Below are 18,110 nucleotides of genomic sequence, written 5' to 3'. Positions count from 1 at the left end.
TAAACGATCCAGCGCGTTAGAGTAAATAATTAGAGTAATAAGTCGAAAAACAGAGTTTTTGCTTAAGGCCGAATAAAAGAAAAATCTATGGTTTTGAGGACCCGAGCCACATTCCGGAAAAACGGACCCGGGAAAAAAGGAATATTCAGCATACCCTCGGAATCGGGTCTCCGGCAGGCACGTCCACATAACGCATTCCGCCGAAACGGTTTCTAAGGATTACCTCTCCTTTATTATCTTCGCTGGCTTCCCCGATAAAAGCTGCATCTTTGCCATAAGGATGCTGCCTGAGGATTGAGAGCACCTCTTTTTCAAAGCCGGCTTTAACTCCAATAACCGCTTTCCCTTCATTTGCAACCTCAAGAGGGTCAAGTCCCAGCATCTCGCAGGCGGCATTGACTGCAGGCTTAAAAGGTATCAGGTCTTCTTCAATAAGAATTCCAGTTCCGGATTTTGCTGCCATTTCATTGAGAGCGTTTGCAAGCCCCCCGCGGGTAGGATCTTTCATAGCAGTTATAACAGGCTCTCCTTCCGGTGTACGGAGCCTGAGTACCGGCTCAATGAGCTTCCATAATGGAGCGGAGTCAGAGACCAGGTCGGTATCGAAGTCAAAACCCTCCCTGTGAGCCATAAGGGAAATGCCATGGTCACCGATAGTTCCTGTAACAAGGATTCTGTCTCCCGGTTTCAGGCCTGAATCTCTTACTGGACTGTCCGTTATGCCGAGACCTGCTGTGTTAAGAATAATTGAGTCAAGGGCAGTCTTTTCCACGGTTTTGGTATCGCCTGTAATTATAGGTACGCCAGCCTCTGCAGCCGTTTGATCCATTGTTTTGATTATCTCTTCAAACTCCTGTAGCGAAAAACCTTCGGGGATTACGACTGCACAGGTAAGGGCTAGAGGCTTTGCTCCCATGACCGTAAGGTCGTTGATTGTGCCTGAAACTGCAAGCCTCCCTATATTCGTATTCGGGAAGAAAGCAGGGGTTATTACGTGGCTGTCCGTTGTAAGCACGAGTTCGGAAGAGGAGTTAAAATTCTCGAGCCTGACAGTGGACCCGTCATCGAGGCTGTCAAGTCCTATCGAGCCTGCACTTTTATTTCTGAAGTTTTTGAGGATAATATCTCCTATAAGCGCCTGCATTACCTCTCCGCCGGCACCGTGTTCAAGAGAAATTGTGTTGGATTTCATTTAAAGCTCCTTTTATCTGCATGAGACTTTAATAGATTTATTCTGTGCCTTTTTTAAGTCCAAGCTCGATGAAGCCAATCCAGGTTTCCAGACTTTCCCAGTCGTGCTTTGAAGTAAGGATAACCGGCACATCAGGATTCAAGGAAAGAATATCGTTTTTCATTTTCTCGGCATCAACATCAACCGCATCTGCGATATCAACCTTGTTTATTATTGCGAGTTCTGCAGTCTTGAATATCATAGGGTGCTTGAGGATAATATCGTCTCCTTCTGTGACGCTGACCACAACCACTCTTAAGTGTTCCCCAAGCTTGAAATCCACAGGGCAGATAAGATTTCCCACATTTTCAATGATAAGGAGGTCGGTGTTATCCAGGTCTATTTCACCCAGTGCTTTTTCTACCAGTTTTGCATCCAGATGACATTCTTTTCCCGTATTAACAGGTATCGTAGGCACTTCGAGCTTTTTGAATCGGGAAGCATCCATCTCAGCGACAACATCTCCCGCGATCACTGCTATCCTGTATTTATCCTTGAGGTGTTTGATTGCCTCTTCTATCAGGGTTGTCTTTCCTGAACCTATGGCTCCCATAACATTTACTGAGAAGACTCTCCGTTTGTCAAGAGCCTTCCTGTTTTTTTCGGCAATTTTATCGTTTGCCCTGTACACATCGTGTCCCATATGGATAACATGCATTAACATACAAATCACTGGGGTATTCCTGTTTTCTTACTGTTTAGGGTTTAATTTTCATTCTCGGTTTCGATCTCTATACTTTTGATAATCAGTTCTCTACCACCTGTAATATGTGCCTGTTTTCCACAAACAGGGCATTCAAATATAGCAGCCATATAAGCAAGGAGTTCACTCTGGAGCCCGCTGTCTTCCTGTATCTGTTTTTCGTCCACGGTTCCTTCGTAGCCGCACTCACATTCAATAGAAAGTGGTATCATTTCTACGATAAGCTCTGCATTTTCAGCAATGCTTCCTTCTGCAAGAACCTTAAAACAGAAACTTAATTGTTCGGGGTTTGTATGAGAGAATCTTCCCATCTGAAGAGTTACATGTTTGATTTCTGTAGCTCTGTGAGTTTCAGCAGTCGATTTTACCTGCTCAAAGATTTCACAGGCAATGGAGAGCTCATGCAATTTTGCCGCCTCCTTCGCGGGAGTATTTGAACCAGTTGTAACACATACCTTCCTGACTGACCATACACGGACCCGCAGGACTCTTTGGAGTGCATTCTTTTCCAAAATTAGGGCATTTTGGGGGCTTTGCTTTCCCTGTTAGGATAGCTGCACAGATGCAGCGCTTTTTGTCTTTCCCTTCGGCTCTTTTTCGTACTTCCTCAAGAGCAGAGGCATAGAAGTCTTCGTATTTCCTTGCTGCATCTTTTTCTTCAAACTCTTTCCTGAGCACTAGCCCTGAATCTTTTATGTTTCCGATACCTCTCCACTCAGAGTCTGCAGTTTCGAATACTTCATTCATCATTTTCAGAGCTATTGTGTTTCCTTCGGGTTTTACAACTCTGGGATAACCGTTATCCACTCTTGAGATTCCTTTCTCTACCTGCATCTGTAAAAGGCTTATTCCAAGGAGAATATCAGCCGCTTCAAATCCGCTCACTACAACAGGAAAACCCTTTTCAGCGAGAGGTTCAAAAGGCTTTGTCCCTATAATGGTCGCTACATGCCCTGGTGCTATAAAAGCGTCAACGTTTGTATCACTGGCAAGGAGATTGATTGCAGGAGGGGTTTGTTTCTGGGAGGTAAGAATGCTGAAGTTTTCGGGGGTATCTCTTAAGAGAGCAGCTGCATTTGCAGGGACTGTGGTTTCAAAACCTATCCCGAAAAAAACCACTTCAAGCTCCGGCTTCTTTTCAGCAAGGGTGATCGCATCGTCTATGCTGTACACCATCTTCACATCTGCTCCTTCAGACTTTGCGTCCAGCAGGCTTTCTGCGGAACCGGGGACTCTCATCATATCCCCGAAAGTAACTATAGTTGCTCCGCTCTTTGCGAGGGCAATTGCGATATTCACATCTTCTTCAGGAGTGACGCAGACGGGGCAGCCAGGCCCGCTTATTACTTCTATATTTTCGGGAAGCACACTTCTGAGCCCGTATTTTGCTATAGTTCTTTCGTGTGTTCCACACACATGCATTATGCGAAGTGGCCCCTCTGATTCCCTGATTCTTTCAAGGAGCTTTTTTTCGATTTCCGAAACTGCTGGTTTCGGAAGAGATTTTCCGTTTTCCATTTTCATCAGCGTCCTCTTTCAGTGAGATTCGTCTTCAAACGAATTTATATCATCAAGACCTGCCATTATTTTCAGAAGGCGCATTGTTTCTTCGCTTTCCTCTTCCGAAATCTCGGATATCGCATATCCCACATGGACAAGGAAATGCTTTCCGATCATGGATTCCTGTGCTCCTCCCATTAGGGCCATATTTACGTCCCTGCAAATACCGCCCATGTCAATAGTTGCTGTGTTTTCATCCACAATAGCTGTCATTTTTCCAGGAATTGCTATACACATATTACCTCTCCGTTTTCTTTCAAATTCTGGTCATTTAAGGATTAATAGTATAAGATTAGTTTTGCGTTAGAGTTATTTTAAAGGAGATGTTTTGATCCAGAAATTAAGAAATGTTTGATAAAATCCCAGCAAAAAACCTCCGATTCCCATATAACTATTATACAGGAAAAGGTTCTGATCCCAATCCCCTTCTACACTATTTCTTTATAATACTGCTCTCTTCCCCGGCTGCCACCAAGGAAAAAGCCCAGGTATATAATAGATAATTATGAACAAAACTGGGTTTTAAATTTTTAAAATAAACCCGCAGCAAAATTGCTTTTTCGCAATTCTATGGTTCTATTTTATAACTTTTTTGTTTTTTCATTTCATATATATAATTTGAAGATGTCTTTCATGCGTTTACGATTTGTCAGTATATTTGTCAGTATTAACTTAGAAATATACTCAGGAATCTCTTCGTTCGATTTTTAAACACACAATAAATATCGAAGGTATTAATAAGTAATACATAAACGTTGCCTTAGTCTATTTGCGCAAAAAATAAACTCTTTTTATATTTCTTTTTTTCTATAAAGCCTTATCTTAAAACATTTTTCCGCAATCATCATATAATGAGAATGGCAGAACGTGAATTCATTAACTTATCCTTATTTTTAAAATAAAGCTCAGAGATAATCTAAAACCCGGTTTATGCCCTCGAATTATTTCATGTATATCTCGAAAGATTTTCTGTATTTTACCTTTTTTATGCATTATTTCATAATAAGAATGAGTTTTTGAAGATATATTCGCACTTTATTATAGTATCGACCTTCAAAATCAGCCCGATTTTCGAATTATTTTGTATTTTAAAAACCTTCTGAATATCTCGATATCAGTAGCAAAACATGATATCACTATTTGGTGAACACTATTATTATCTTAATTATAATTATATTCATTTTAATATAAAAAGGACTCCCTTTCCCGACTAATATATTTATCGATCAAAGTAAAAATCCTTAAATACTATTCCCTCATTGAAAACATTAGTGAGGAATTTATAGTTGTATTTATATAATTCTGGAGAGTTTTTAACTAACATATTCTTTAGTGATAAATTTGGGTAAAAATCAAGATGTGGTAGAGATGAGTACTGGAACGACAAATCTTGTCCGTACACTGGATAGTGTGGACTTCTTAAAAATGGATCGCCGCACCTTCATGAAGGTAGTAGGTACGATTGGAGCTTCTGCGTTCTTAGCCACCTACAAAACTGAGATTGTAGATGCGCTCGAACTTGCAGAGACAAAACTTATCTGGCTCCATGGTTCCGAATGCACTGGCTGTTCTGAGTCTCTTTTAAACGGAGGCAATCCTGACATTGTACAGGCTCTTACCAAGCTCAATGTTAACCTTGCTTTCCATGAGACGGTCTGTATGCAGCAGGGAATCTGGAATGATGGCAAGCTTGTAAACACTGCCGAACTTAACTCCGAAATACTCCTCGAAGAGCTTTACAAAGAAGGAAATTATTTCCTTGTCGTTGAAGGCTCAATCCCGAACGGTCCGGATGGTTCAGGACGCTACCTGGTTATCGGAAACAAGACATTTAAGGATACTCTTGGGGAAGCCGCGAAGAACGCCACAGCTGTTATCGCAGTCGGAACCTGTGCAGCATACGGAGGAATTACCTCTGCAAATAGTGATGTTGCCAAGGATACAGATTACAGAGGAGTTGCTTTCGCAAAGAATGACAAAACAAAAGGCATGCTTCAGGAACTTGGCATAGAGAAACCCGTAGTCAATATTCCTGGTTGCCCAGCTCATCCTGACTGGGTACTTCTTACCTTAGGAGCCGTAATCCTTGGGAAGCTTAAACTTGAAGATCTTCCAGCAGCTCTGGATGAATACGGGAGACCAAAGGTTTTCTATCCTCCTGACCACACAGTTCACGAAAACTGCCCTCGCCGCGGATACTATGACCGTGGAGAATTTGATACTGAAGTTGGCGGAGAAAAATGCCTCTGGAAATTAGGATGCAAAGCCCCGTATGCGCATGCAGACTGTGGAATTAGAAGATGGAACGGCTCAGTTAGCATGTGTACCCAGGCAGGAGGGCCATGCATTAACTGTGTAGATCCGGGATGGCCAGACTCTTCAAGACCTCTTTATGTTGAACGTGAAGATATAGGAATTGCCGGAGCAAACATCGATACCATAGCTAAAGTTGCAGTTGGTGCCGCTGCAGTTGCTGCAGGTGTGCATGCTGTTAGGAGAATGGGAAAAGGAGAGTGAGTGAAAAATGGTAAACGTTACAGTTGACCCCTTAACCAGAATTGAAGGCCACCAGCGCATATCCACTGAAGTAGATGCGAACGGCCTTATTACCGATGCCCAGTCATCTTCCCTTATATTCAGGGGTTTTGAGCGCATCCTGCAGAAACAGGACCCAAGAGATGCAGCTTTTCTTACACAGAGAATTTGTGGAGTATGCCCTCTTGCTCATGGATTGACAGCAACAAATGCGCTTGATGAGCTTTACGGCGTGGCTGAATCAGTTCCAAAAGACGCCCTTGTAATGAGGAATATCTTCCAGGGCCTGAACATGGTTGCAAGCCATGCAACCCATATATATGTCCTCTTTGGCCCTGACCTTGCAAACCCGGCATATAGAGATGTCCTCACACCACTCGGAGACACAGGAAACGCGGTCTGGAAAGAGATGGTAGGCAGGTTTGCTCCTATCAGTTACAAGATGGATGGCGCAGCCGTACCTGCCGGAAGCTCATATATGGCAGCAATTCCTGAAAAGAAACGCCTTCAGGAAGCTATTGCACTTATTGCAGGAAGAATGCCAGGTCCTTCTTCCCTTTACCCGGGTGGATATACTTATCCAGCAACTGCTGCAGATATTGTCAAACTTTCCTCTTACTATTTACAGGTTATGGACTTCGTGTCAAGCCACACTCTGAAAGTCGATTTCAACACCTGGATCGAAAATACATATAAAGCAAGCTCTCCGCAGAAAGCAGTAAGCTTTGTCGCTGAACACTTACAGGGACTTGTTGACAAATCCGTGGCTTCCAACGACTTTTCTAAAGAAGCAGGCTGGGGAGATGTTGAATTCTATGCAGCTTTCGGTTCCAAACTTGTAGGAGAAGAAATTCTTGGCCTTCCGGCAAGCCTCAGACACGATACTATCGGCGGATACAAGGATCCATCAAAGATCTGCTTCGTTTCATACGGCGGATATTACAAGCCAAAAGACGGGTATGACCCGAGGAGCCCGGCAGGAGACCGCATCTTCACATCAGGTGTTGTGTCAGGAAACCTCGAATACCTGAAATTTGATCCTGACAAGATTACCGAGAGCACTGCTCACTCGTTCTACAGCAACAGTAACAACGACCTTGCACCAGTAAAAGGTGAAACAGTTCCGTTTACAGATCCTAAGAAAATCGCTTTCACAGGCGGTTCTGACAGCCAGTACAGCTGGGACAAGGCTCCGAGATACGACGGAATACCGGGCGAAGTCGGACCTCTTGCACGCATGCTGAACATAAAAGAGCCGCTCGTAACAGGTCTGGCTCTGGCCCTGGCTGAGAAAGGCTACTCTGCAGCTAACGTTTACACAAGGATGCTGGCTCGTATGCAGGAAACTGCAATTCTGGCATATGAACTTCTCAACTGGGTAACTGTTGATTATGAGCCGGGAGGAAAGATCTCCGTGCCTCTTGACTTCAATAAAGCTAAAAATGGTCAGGGTATGGGCCTGTGGGAAGCACCCCGTGGAGCTCTTGGTCACTGGATATCTGCCGGAAGCGATGGGAAGGTTACCAACTATCAGTGCATAGTTCCTGGCACCTGGCTGATGTCCCCAAGAGACAGCAATGGAATTCCAGGGCCGCTCGAACAGTCTCTTATTGGTTCAAAAATAAACCCTGTCGGAGATGTAGATTATACCAACCCCATTGGAATATTCCATATGGGAAGATCATACGACCCATGCATTTCATGCGCAGTACATACCATTGACCTGACCGGGAAAAACACTCCAAATACTCTGAGAATACTGTGAGAATACTCTAGAATAGTATAGGAGATGACCCAAAATGAAATCAAATAACAACCGGTCAATGGTTGTTGAGCGCTATACGATAACTGACAGGATAGCTCATACCGTCCATGCCGTTGCAATGATAGTGCTCATCATTACCGGGTTAAAGATCTATACTGGATGGGACTTTATGAGTTTCCATACAGCCCGTGCCCTGCACATGATCGCAGTACCATTCCTGCTTGCAGTAAACTGGATACTTATCCCGTACAATATCTTCTCAGAAGGCCATGGGGCACTGGGAAAGATCTCGCACTTTAAGGACCATTATATTTTCGGTCCTAAAGATGCAACTCGCCTGGGAGGTATTATTAAAAACTTCTTCAGGAAAGGCAGGTACCCTGCATTTTCAATTTATGATGAGGAAAAAGGCCACTACGAGACCAAGCTTCACCCCGTAATGAAGGTTTTGATTGTGCTTGAAGGCACAGCACTCTTCCTTATTGCGGTTTCAGGCATTGTACTCTACAAGCTTGACTGGACAGTATTCGGCCTGCCAATAGGGTCGTGGATTCTTTCGGTCGGAGGCTTGATTGCACCGTTATTCGATCTGACTGCGATCCAGTTCTACAGGATTCTTCACCTGCTAATGACTTACTGGTTTATCTTTGAACTGGTGGTCCATGTAGGAATCCTCGAGTTTGACCCCCATGTCTGGAAATATTACAAAGCAATATTCTGGTCAGGTAAAGAAGACCTCTCAGATACTCACTATTCAGAGTATGTAGAGAAATATTCAAGGTTTGATGCGAAAAAGGAACATAAGAACAAACACTGAAAAACTTTAAATACAGGGGGAGAGGTTTCTTCCCTACCTTAATCTTTTTTATTAATCAATTGATCTCTGATCGTTTTTATTAAATTGTTTTTCCTGTCTTTTTCTGCTGTATCAGTTAATATTAAGAGTAAATTCAACGAAGAGTAAATTCAAAGAGATTTCAGAAATGGAAAACTACTGCTTATCTCGTTTTTATAACATTAAAATTTTGATTTGCCTGAAACGATCTATTTATTCCTTTTTTAGATTTCTTCGTTTAGATTTCTTCGTTTAGATTTCTTCGTTTAGATTTCTTCTTTTAGATTTCGTTTTTTAAGGAAATGTTTCTCGCTCTGAAACTTTTGAGGCTTCTTATTCTTTCTCTGATACCGAGAAACTTATTTTAAATTCCGTCCCATAACTTCTGTTTATTTCAAGTTCACCATCCAGCTGGTCTACAAGGGTAGTTACCAGCTGTATGCCAAGAGTATCAGAGTCTTCCACAATGAAGTCTTCAGATATACCTATTCCGTTATCCGATATCGTTAAGACAAAACCTGTATTTCCATATCCTTCTTTCCTGTTTTCAGCCCTGCTGCCTGTATATGCTTTATTTTCTTCCCTGCTCAGCCTGATCCTGATAACTCCTCCATCTCTGCCCCGGAATGCATACTTGAGGGAATTTGAAACAAGTTCGTTCACAATTAATCCGAGCGGCACTGCAGTATCCATATCAAAAAAGATGTTCTCTTGCAGGTCCATACTTAAACTGATATTCGCATCTCCAAGGCTGTAAGTCTGGAAAAGATTTTTGACAAGCCTGTGAAGATATATTGAAAAATTCAATGTATCTTTTCCCCTGCCTTCATGAAGCTCCTCATGGATCAGGGCAATAGATATTACTCTATCCTGACTTTCCCGAAAAGCGGTAAGGACTTCAGAATCCTTTATATGTTCTCTTACTTTGAACTTTTCAGCCTGGAGGTCAAGAAGGGAAGAGATTACCTGCAAATTATTCTTTATCCGATGGTGAATCTCTTTTTTACGGGCAATTTCGACATTTGCAAGAGTATTCTCTGCCCGTTTTATTTCCGTAATATTCTTTATTACCCCAAGAATTCTATTTGGGTTTTCTTTCCCATCTCTCGGACATACCCAGTTCTCCTCAAGAAAGATATATTCTCCATTCTTCTTTCTAAAACGATACTCTGTCCTGTGAGCGCCTCTATCAGGTACCAAGTATCTCTTGTGATTTTCCATGAACCTGTTCAGATCTTCAGGATGGATACGGGAAGTCCAGAGGCTTAAGTTAACACTTCCCAGTTCATTGTGAGTGAATCCTGTAAGCTCTTCAATATTGCCAGCCAGATCAGCAATATCTTTCTCGATATCATAATCATATACAAGCTGCCCTGTCTGTTCGGTTATAATGCGGTACCTCTCTTCGCTTAACTCAAGGGCTTTTTCAGCTTTTTTGCGTCCAGTAATGTCCTGAACTGTTCCTTTAACTCTAACCGGATTATTTCTATCATCAAAAATAATTTCCGGCTGCAAATGAACCGTGAGTTCTTCCCCATTAGCCAGGACAATCCTGTAATCAATTGCAAGAGGCTCCCCTGTCATTCCATTTTTTACGGCATTTTCTACATAGTTCTGGTCATCCGGATGTGCATAGCTCAAGAATTCATTATAAGTTGCACCTGACTCCTGGGGATCGCGTCCAAAAATACGGTAAAGCTCATCAGACCAGTACATCTCACCGGTTACAAGATTCCAGTCCCAGTTCCCTATATGGGCTATTCTTTGAGCTTCGGAAAGACTTATTTCGCTTTCTTTTAACGAATTGTAAGCCTTTTCGAGCTCTACCGTACGCTCTTCAACCAGCCTTTCCAGGTTATCAAGTGTTTCTTTAAGTTTATTCTCTGCTTCTTTCCTGCCAGTGATATCTGTAAGCATACTTATGGAACCTGCAAACTTGCCATTATCATTAAAAAGGGATTTAGAATTTACAAGAGCCCATAAAGGTAAGCCGTCTTTATGCAGCAACCTGAATTCATGACTCTCATTAATTCCTTGCTGCCTTCTTTTCATATTCATTTCTAAAACAGCTTTTCCCTCTTTATCCGTAAAATCCCTTACAGATTTGCCAATCATCTCTTCCCGGCTGTATCCTAACATTTCTGCCATCTTTTCATTAACATAAGTGGTCCTGGCTCCGGTATCAGGCTCCCATTCAAGCATCCATATTCCTTCATTTGCTGTTTCTATAAGGTTACGGTACTTTTGTTCGCTCCTGCGGAGCTCTTCTTCTACTTTCTTGCGCTCAGTAATATCAATAAAAGCGCCGACACTGCCACGCACATTGCCTTTAGCATCATGAAGAGGGCTTGCTGATCCCAGTAATCCTCTCCATTCCCCACTGCGTAACAATACATCTATCTCTTCATTGCGCACAGCAATATTTTTAAGGGCAGCTTTTTGCATTGGCAGTTCTTCTGCGGTTAACTCAAGGCCCTTCTTGAAGAAACGCCGTAAAGGTGTGGCACTCGCCGATACATTCTCTCCTGATTGAGCCTCATAGAATTCATTTGCCATCCTGTTGCCGGTAATATTATGGCATTGCGGGTCATGGCTTATCCATATGGCAACAGGTGCCACTTCCATCACTGTTTCTATCTCTTCGGCTCGCTGGCGGGTTTGCTCTTCCAATCTCTTTCTTTCTGTGATGTCACGGGCAAAATGAGTGCACCCAACAATTTTTCCTTTTGAATCATGCAGCGGCAAGACGCTTAATATGAAATTGCCACCAAGTGAGTCTTCACGTACTTCTTCGGTATGCTCAAGCCCATCCCTAAGCAGCTTACTGTAAGGGCAAAAAGAAGGCGGCTCATCTGTCCCGTGGATAACACGGTAGCAGGTTAAACCTTCACATTCTTCCGGTGTTATCCCTAGCCTTGCTGCCATTGCCTTATTTGCACGGACAATCCGGTATTCGGCATCAAGTATGGCTATAAGGTCAGGCACGGCATCAAAGGTATACTCCCAGTTTTTTGCAGCCCGAATGGCTGTTTCTTCTGCTATTTTACGTCTGGGGCTTTCTATCCGCTCCCATTTTCCTTCTCTTTTAATCAAAGTAAATTGATGGTTGGTAACAGCATCAATTATTTCTGTTACATTGTATCTATCGAGAGGATAGGTACACAGAATTATTGCCCTGCAGTTACCAGTGCCGCGATCTATTTTTTCTTCATAGTCGGTAAAACTCTTCCAATCTGTTTTTCTCGGCCAGGAAATGTCTCCACTTGACCTGAAGCCATCATATCCACATGCCAGAGCCTGATTTATTTTTTCGGCTCCGATTTTCAGGGTTTTATCCGGGTCGAAAACGCTTCCCTGTAGATAATAGCATGTATCGGGAATAATCTCGATTTGCCCTCTTTTTACATAATCATCAAAATCGGGAACAGTCTTTTTCAACGCTTCTTTTGCCTCTTCTATGCTCAGAGCCTCTGATATAACCCAGAGGCAGAACTCGTTACTTTCCAGCCCCGCTTTGAAATAAGGAATAAGAATATCCATCAGGTCTTCTTTTGTCTGGTAAAACTGACAGAAGTGTGTTCCCCATGAAACGTCTCCAATAATATCAATTCCAGACTTCCTCACTTGTCCTCTCATCCCATCCCCTTCTCAGGCTGATTCAGCTCTATCCCTATCAAAAATTATATCTTACAATTTGGCCCGGCTGATTTTGAACCCCTTTATCCTTTAAGGTTTTATGTAAATTCCCCATTAAGTAAAAGAAATTATAGCGTCTTAAAAATAAGGTAATTTTATTTGCTGTTTAAATATCTGAAAAGAAAGCAAAATTGCGAAGTTCTCCCTATATAAATTATAATCTCAGGTGTTCTGCTTATCAGAACTGACAGCCTAAAAAATGCTATTACAGGTATTAGTAACTAATTATTTCTTTATCTTATTTTGCAATTTTAGCGGCTAAATCTTCTCAAGTTTCCATAAATGGAAAATAGTCATATTTACAGCACTGATTATACAGGAGTTTAAATGTATACAGGAATTTAAATCTGGTTAAGCCGCCTCTTTTGCTTCTTTTTAAATTACGTCCCGTACTCCCTGCGGCTCGTGTAGCATTCCTGCCTGGAAGTGAGTATGTCAGTATTTATTCGCAATATTCTCTTTATATTTCAGGGAACCTTATGGTAAATTCAGTTCCGGAATCTCTGTTTAAATCAAGTTTTCCGTCCAGCTGGTCTACGAGGATAAGTACCAGTTGAAGGCCAAGAGTATTGGAATCTTCGACATTAAACTCCTCAGGCAATCCTGAGCCATTATCCGATACCGTTAAAACAAAATTAGTGGCATTGCTTTTACTGTATTCTTTTCTGGCATTGCTTTTACTGTATTCTTTCCTGTTTTTACATTTTTTATATTCCAGTTCCTCATTTTGTTCCCTGCAGAGTTTAATCCGGATCGTTCCTCTGTCTCTATCAAGGAATGCGTACTTGAGGGAGTTTGAAACAATTTCATTGACTATCAGTCCCAGAGGAACTGCAACATCAATATCAAAGAAAATATTATCTTCAAGATCCATATCCAGGCAGAGATCTGCATTACCAACACTATATGTCTGGAAAAGGTTCTTGACAAGCTTCTTAAGGTAAGGAGAAAAGTCCAGTTTATCTGTTCCTTTACTCTCATGCAGTTCTTCATGGATCAAAGCGATGGACATTACTCTATCCTGGCTTTCCCTGAAGGCTGTGAGAACTTCAGGATCTTCAGCATGTTTTTTGTTTCTTAATTTTTCAGCCTGAAGGTCAAGCAAGGACGAGATTACCTGAAGATTATTTTTAATGCGGTGATGGATTTCCCTTTTGCGTGCGGTCTCTATATTTGCAAGAGCCTTTTCTGCCTTTTTTCTTTCAGTAATATCCTTAACTGCACCGAGAATTCTTTTTACCCTACCGTTTTCATCTTTGAGGCAGACTCCCTGATCTTCTACATAAATATACTCCCCACTATCTTTTTTAAAGCGGTACTCTGACCTGTAAGTGCCTCCATAATTCATAAATCTTTCATATCTTTCCAGGAACATTTTCTCGTCTTCAGGATGAATACAGGACAGCAAAAACTGGAGGTTCATATTCCTGAACTTATCTGGAGTATATCCTGTAATTTCTTCTATATTGCCTGCCCAGTTAGCAATGTCTTCCTCAACATTGTAATCGTATACAAGCTGCCCTGTCTGTTCAGCTATTATGCGATATCTTTCTTCGCTTAACTCAAGCGCTCTTTCCGTTCTTTTCCGTTCAGTAATATCCTGGACTGTCCCTCTAATTCGAACCTGAATATTTTCTCTGTTATAAGTAACCTCACCCTGTCCATGGACCACGCGCTCCTGCCCATCAGCTGAGACCATTCTATAATCCATACCAACGAGTTCTTTTCCGTTTAATACAGCCTTATAGGCTGCATTTATATCGTCTTGATCTGCCGGATGCACGTGATTTAAAAAAGCCTCGTAGCTTGCATCGAACTCCTGGGGGTCAAGTCCGAAAATTCGACACATTTCATCAGATGCGTAAATTTTGTTAGTTACAAGATCCCAATCCCAGTTCCCAATATGAGCCATTTTCTGAGCTTCAGCAAGTTTTGTTTCGCTTTCCTTCAGGAAACTGTAAGCCTGCTCAAGTTCTTCTGTGCGTCCTTTAACCAGGTTTTCTAAATTGTCAAGGGTTTCTTTCAGTTCGGTTTCTGCTTTTTTTCTCTGCGTAATATCTATAGAGGCTGCAACACTGCCGCGCACATTGCCGTCTGCATCGTGTAGCGGGCTGGCTGATCCCAGAAGAGTTTTCCTTTCTCCACTCTGCAGCAGCACATCTATCTCTTCGTTGTGCACAGCAATATCTTTAAAAGCAGCTTTTTGCATAGGCAGTTCTTCTGCGGTTAACTCACAACCCTTCTGGAAGAAACGCCATAAAGGTGTGGAACTCGCCGAGACATTTTCTCCTGATTGAGCCTCGTAGAATTCATTTGCCATCCGGTTTCCGGTAATATTATGGCACTGCGGGTCATGGCTTATCCATATGGCAACAGGTGCCACTTCCATCACTGTTTCTATCTCTTCGGCTCGCTGGCGAGTTTTCTCTTCTATCTTCTTTCTCTCGGTAATATCTCTAAAGACCGCTGCGAACTTTCCCTTCTCAGGGCTGAAAACATAAATATCGAGGTACCTGTCAGTTAAATGTGTAAAGAATTCCAGATGGGCTGGTTTACCTGAAAGAGCCGCCAGTCCGTACTTTTCGATGACATTGGGATCCGCTTTGTGAAATACTTCCAGATGAGACCTGCCCAGGACCTGTTCTCCCATTACACCTGTATGGAGTTCAAAAGCAGGGTTTATTTCAAGGAAGCGATAGTCGTAAGGTTTACCATCCCTATCACAGATAATTTCTCCAAGGAAGAAACCCTCGGTCATATTTGTAAAGAGCATTCTGTAATGTTCTTCACTTTTCCGGAGGGCTTCCTCTATTCGCTTGCGTTCGGTAATATCCCTGATAATAATAGCTATTTTCGTAAGGCCGTTTTTGTCTCTGAAGAGAGAGGTAGACACTTCCCCTGGAAAAATCGTACCATCTTTCCGTTTGTGATTGATTTCCCCTTTAAACCTGCCTGTCCTGTCTCTCTCTTCCAGAGAAGGTTTGAGCCTTGGATCGGATTGGTCCAATATATCATTTCTTCCAGCCCTGATTATCTCTTCTTCGGTCATTCCGAATGTTTCACAGGCGGCTTTATTGGCTGCATCGATAGTTCCGTCAGGTGATGCGAGAAGAACGGCATCCATGCTGTTCTCGAAGAAAGCCCTGTACTGCTCTTCTCGTTCTTGCAGAACTTTTTCTGTTCTTTTACTTTCCGTAATATCCTGAACTATCCCTTCGGCTCGAACAGGGCGGTTTTCTTCATTAAAAATAATTTCTGCCTGAGTATGAACTGCGCGTTCTTCTCCATCAGGAAGAATAATCCGATAATCAATATTCTGGAGCTCTCCATTGAAACCTTTTTTAATGGCATTAACCAGGAATTCCAGATCATCAGGATGTATGGAACTCAAAAAGGTGTCATAAGTTGCCCTGAATCTTTCAGGGTTACGTCCGAAAATACGATAAACTTCATCAGACCAGTAAAGTTCTCCGGTTACAATGTTCCAATTCCAGTTCCCGATATGAGCTATTTTCTGGGTTTGGGAAAGGCATTTTTCACTTTCTTTTAATGATTCGGAAGTTTTTTCAAGCTCTACTGTCTTTTCTTCAAGTAATTTCTCCAGACCCTCGTTTTTTTCCTTTAACTCAGTTTCTGCTTCTCTTGAGAACTGGTTAGTTCTCTTTTCCGTCTTTTTAAGCCTGGGGTTCTCAACCTTTTCCCAATTTCCTTCCTTTTTAACCAGAACGAATTGATGATTCAAGGCAGCATGTATAGTCTCACCTGTGTCAAACTTTCCGGAGGGATAAGTACACAGAGCTATTATGCGGCGGTTTTCAATGGCAAGGTCCAGTTTTTCTTCATAACCGATGAGGCTCTTCCAGTCATTTTTCAGCCATGAAGTGTCCTGAACCAGCCTCAGACCATCGTATCCATTAGCCAGGGCATAATCGGCTTTTCCAACCCAGTTTTTTATTGTTTTTTCGGGATCAGGGCTTTCTGCTCCTGAATGCCAATCTTTATAAAGAATTATTTCAATTTGCCCTTTTTCCAGATAAATATCAAGTTCAGGAATAGTATTTCTCAGATACTCTATTGCTTCTTTTGGCATGAAAGTCCGTGATGAGAAATCCATCACGTACTCTCTCCTTCCTTTTTTCCCATAATTGCAATAATTCCACTAATTATTGTTATCCGTTCATCAACTGAGAATCTCTCAGTTTCCACAATCTTCCTCTTTTGAATTTCTCCTTTTTCGTATCCTGTTTCATCTTCGTACATCTCATCCTTTGTAATCAGATGCCATATTATCGTTGCAATTTTCCTTGCCAGGGCAATAATCGCCTTTGCATGTCCAATTGATTTCTTTTTTCTGTTGAAAAACTCTTTTAACTTGCTATTTTTCTTTCTTGCTGCTGCCTGAGCAATCTGAGTCAGAATCCACCTTGCTACTTTAGATCCTCTCTTAGTGATTCTTCCGTTGTGGTATTTATCCGCAGATTGATACACATTTGGAACCAGGCCAAGCCATGAAGCAAGTTTATCTCCCGATGGAAAATCGCTAAATTTTTCTATTTCAGCAATCAGAGTTGCCGCACCAAGCTCTCCAATTCCCGGAACTGACATTAAAATTTCCATTTCCCTTTTATGTTTTTGATAAGCATAATTGAAAATTTCCCTTTCCAGAACTTTAATTTCATCATCTAAATGTTTTATAAGGTCCAGACATATCTGAAGTCTGATTGAAGCACTCTGGGATATTTCTCTGTCCAGAATTTCTCTTATCTGAACACTTTTTTTCCTTACATTTGGAGAAAGAGATTCTATAATCAGGTCAACATTTTTTCCTGAAGAGATTCCATCTAGAATTGCTCTACCATTTTTTCCAAAAATATCAGTCAGCACATCACCCATATGTAACATTTCGGAAGAGAGAACAGCATGAGCTTCATTTTTTATATCTGTTCTTTTTCTTACAAGAGTTAAGCGAAGCCTAACGTATGACCTGAATTCTCTATGCTTTTTAGGAAAAACTCTTGATGGTTGAACCATTTTGTTCAATGCAAGTTGTGCAATTACTTCCGAATCTATTTTGTCCGTTTTTTTATGTGTAAATGCCTTCATATCTCGAGCATTCCCAACTATAACAGGCAAATGATCTATCAATGCCTCATAAATCGGAACCCAGAAGTCACTTGTTGATTCACAGGCAACAACATCACATTTTTCTAATGTTACCCAATTTTTAAGGTTTAAAATCCCATCATTATCTCTGGCAAAACGCTGTTGCTGTTTTTCACCTGATCTGCTGAGGATAGTAGCAATAACAAAACGTTTGTGAATGTCTAAACCACAAGATTTGTTTATTTCTCCGTCCAATTTACATTACTCCATCATTTCCATGGACAGTAGGATTGCCTCAAAGGCAATTTGGCATCCGTGATCAAAGTCACATCTGGGCCTTCGATGGCAATTCATTGGTTAGTTTTTTGACGGCTTCGGAGAACCAAAGAGAAAACAACCTGCCTGTCCAAAGGTAATGATGGAGTAAGTAAACAAAAAAGGTAATTGAGAAGGACTTTCATTCTTTGGGCATGTTATTCAAAGAATTTCATGTGCGTTTTTTGTTTCAAAAACTCGCGGCAAAGCCCATATGCAGATTTCGTTATTTTCAAGCCCGGCTTTCAAATAAGGAAAGATTATATCCATTAACTCTTCCTGTGTCTGGTAGAACTGGCAGAAATGTGTGCCCCAGGCAACATTGCCGATAGCCTTAACGCCAGAAACCCTTAGTTTTTCATCCATT

The 18,110-nt window shown here is 41.8% G+C and carries 12 protein-coding genes; 3 read left to right on the top strand and 9 right to left on the bottom strand.

The genetic code is table 11. The features are described 5' to 3' along the window. Positions 1-145: 145 nt before the first annotated feature. Genes hypE through RSJ42_RS02580 form a run of 5 tightly spaced genes read right to left on the bottom strand, consistent with a single transcriptional unit; the run spans position 146 to position 3,731 of the window. Positions 146-1,192, bottom strand: a complete 1,047-nt coding sequence (gene hypE, locus RSJ42_RS02600; RefSeq protein ID WP_410509171.1) for a hydrogenase expression/formation protein HypE — start codon at positions 1,190-1,192, stop codon at positions 146-148. Between the two features lie 37 nt (positions 1,193-1,229). Then, positions 1,230-1,889 carry a hydrogenase nickel incorporation protein HypB gene (gene hypB, locus RSJ42_RS02595; protein ID WP_410510293.1) on the bottom strand — a complete coding sequence of 220 codons (660 nt, stop codon included), beginning with the start codon at positions 1,887-1,889 and terminating at the stop codon, positions 1,230-1,232. A gap of 47 nt (positions 1,890-1,936) precedes the next feature. Then, positions 1,937-2,341, bottom strand: coding sequence for a hydrogenase maturation nickel metallochaperone HypA (gene hypA, locus RSJ42_RS02590; RefSeq protein ID WP_410509170.1), 405 nt, complete (start codon positions 2,339-2,341; stop codon positions 1,937-1,939). Continuing rightward, positions 2,334-3,458, bottom strand: a complete 1,125-nt coding sequence (gene hypD / locus RSJ42_RS02585) for a hydrogenase formation protein HypD (protein WP_410509169.1) — start codon at positions 3,456-3,458, stop codon at positions 2,334-2,336. Before hypD ends, hypA begins: the two co-directional genes overlap by 8 nt. Before the next feature lie 12 nt (positions 3,459-3,470). Beyond that, entirely contained in the window at positions 3,471-3,731 is a 261-nt protein-coding gene (locus RSJ42_RS02580) for a HypC/HybG/HupF family hydrogenase formation chaperone (protein WP_410509168.1), read from the bottom strand. A gap of 1,104 nt (positions 3,732-4,835) precedes the next feature. Here RSJ42_RS02580 and RSJ42_RS02575 point away from each other — a divergent pair. Genes RSJ42_RS02575 through RSJ42_RS02565 form a run of 3 tightly spaced genes read left to right on the top strand, consistent with a single transcriptional unit; the run spans position 4,836 to position 8,611 of the window. After that, complete coding sequence (locus RSJ42_RS02575; protein WP_410509167.1) at positions 4,836-6,011, top strand: hydrogenase small subunit; 1,176 nt, start codon at positions 4,836-4,838, stop codon at positions 6,009-6,011. Between the two features lie 7 nt (positions 6,012-6,018). Then, entirely contained in the window at positions 6,019-7,794 is a 1,776-nt protein-coding gene (locus RSJ42_RS02570; protein ID WP_410509166.1) for a nickel-dependent hydrogenase large subunit, read from the top strand. A gap of 34 nt (positions 7,795-7,828) precedes the next feature. Next, positions 7,829-8,611 carry a cytochrome B gene (locus RSJ42_RS02565; protein WP_410509165.1) on the top strand — a complete coding sequence of 261 codons (783 nt, stop codon included), beginning with the start codon at positions 7,829-7,831 and terminating at the stop codon, positions 8,609-8,611. 351 nt (positions 8,612-8,962) lie between these two features. On the opposite strand, the gene RSJ42_RS02560 is transcribed toward RSJ42_RS02565, so the two are convergent. From RSJ42_RS02560 to RSJ42_RS02545, 4 genes are all read right to left on the bottom strand, one after another. Continuing rightward, the gene (locus RSJ42_RS02560) at positions 8,963-12,265 is read right to left on the bottom strand and encodes a PAS domain S-box protein (RefSeq protein ID WP_410509164.1); all 3,303 of its coding nucleotides are present in this window, start codon (positions 12,263-12,265) and stop codon (positions 8,963-8,965) included. Between the two features lie 520 nt (positions 12,266-12,785). Then, complete coding sequence (locus tag RSJ42_RS02555; protein WP_410509163.1) at positions 12,786-16,439, bottom strand: PAS domain S-box protein; 3,654 nt, start codon at positions 16,437-16,439, stop codon at positions 12,786-12,788. Next, a complete protein-coding gene (locus RSJ42_RS02550) occupies positions 16,439-17,683 on the bottom strand; it encodes an IS110 family transposase (RefSeq protein ID WP_410507168.1) in 1,245 nt (414 codons plus the stop codon). The genes RSJ42_RS02555 and RSJ42_RS02550 overlap by 1 nt, the downstream gene beginning before the upstream one ends. A 222-nt stretch (positions 17,684-17,905) precedes the next feature. Next, on the bottom strand, positions 17,906-18,109 hold the full coding sequence (locus RSJ42_RS02545; protein ID WP_410509162.1) for an MEDS domain-containing protein: 204 nt from the start codon (positions 18,107-18,109) through the stop codon (positions 17,906-17,908). Position 18,110: the final 1 nt, after the last annotated feature.

Source organism: Methanosarcina hadiensis (assembly GCF_046529725.1).
GTDB classification, from domain to species: domain Archaea; phylum Halobacteriota; class Methanosarcinia; order Methanosarcinales; family Methanosarcinaceae; genus Methanosarcina; species Methanosarcina hadiensis.
Note: the sequence above shows the minus strand (reverse complement) of the source record. Positions and strands in the feature narration are given on the sequence as shown.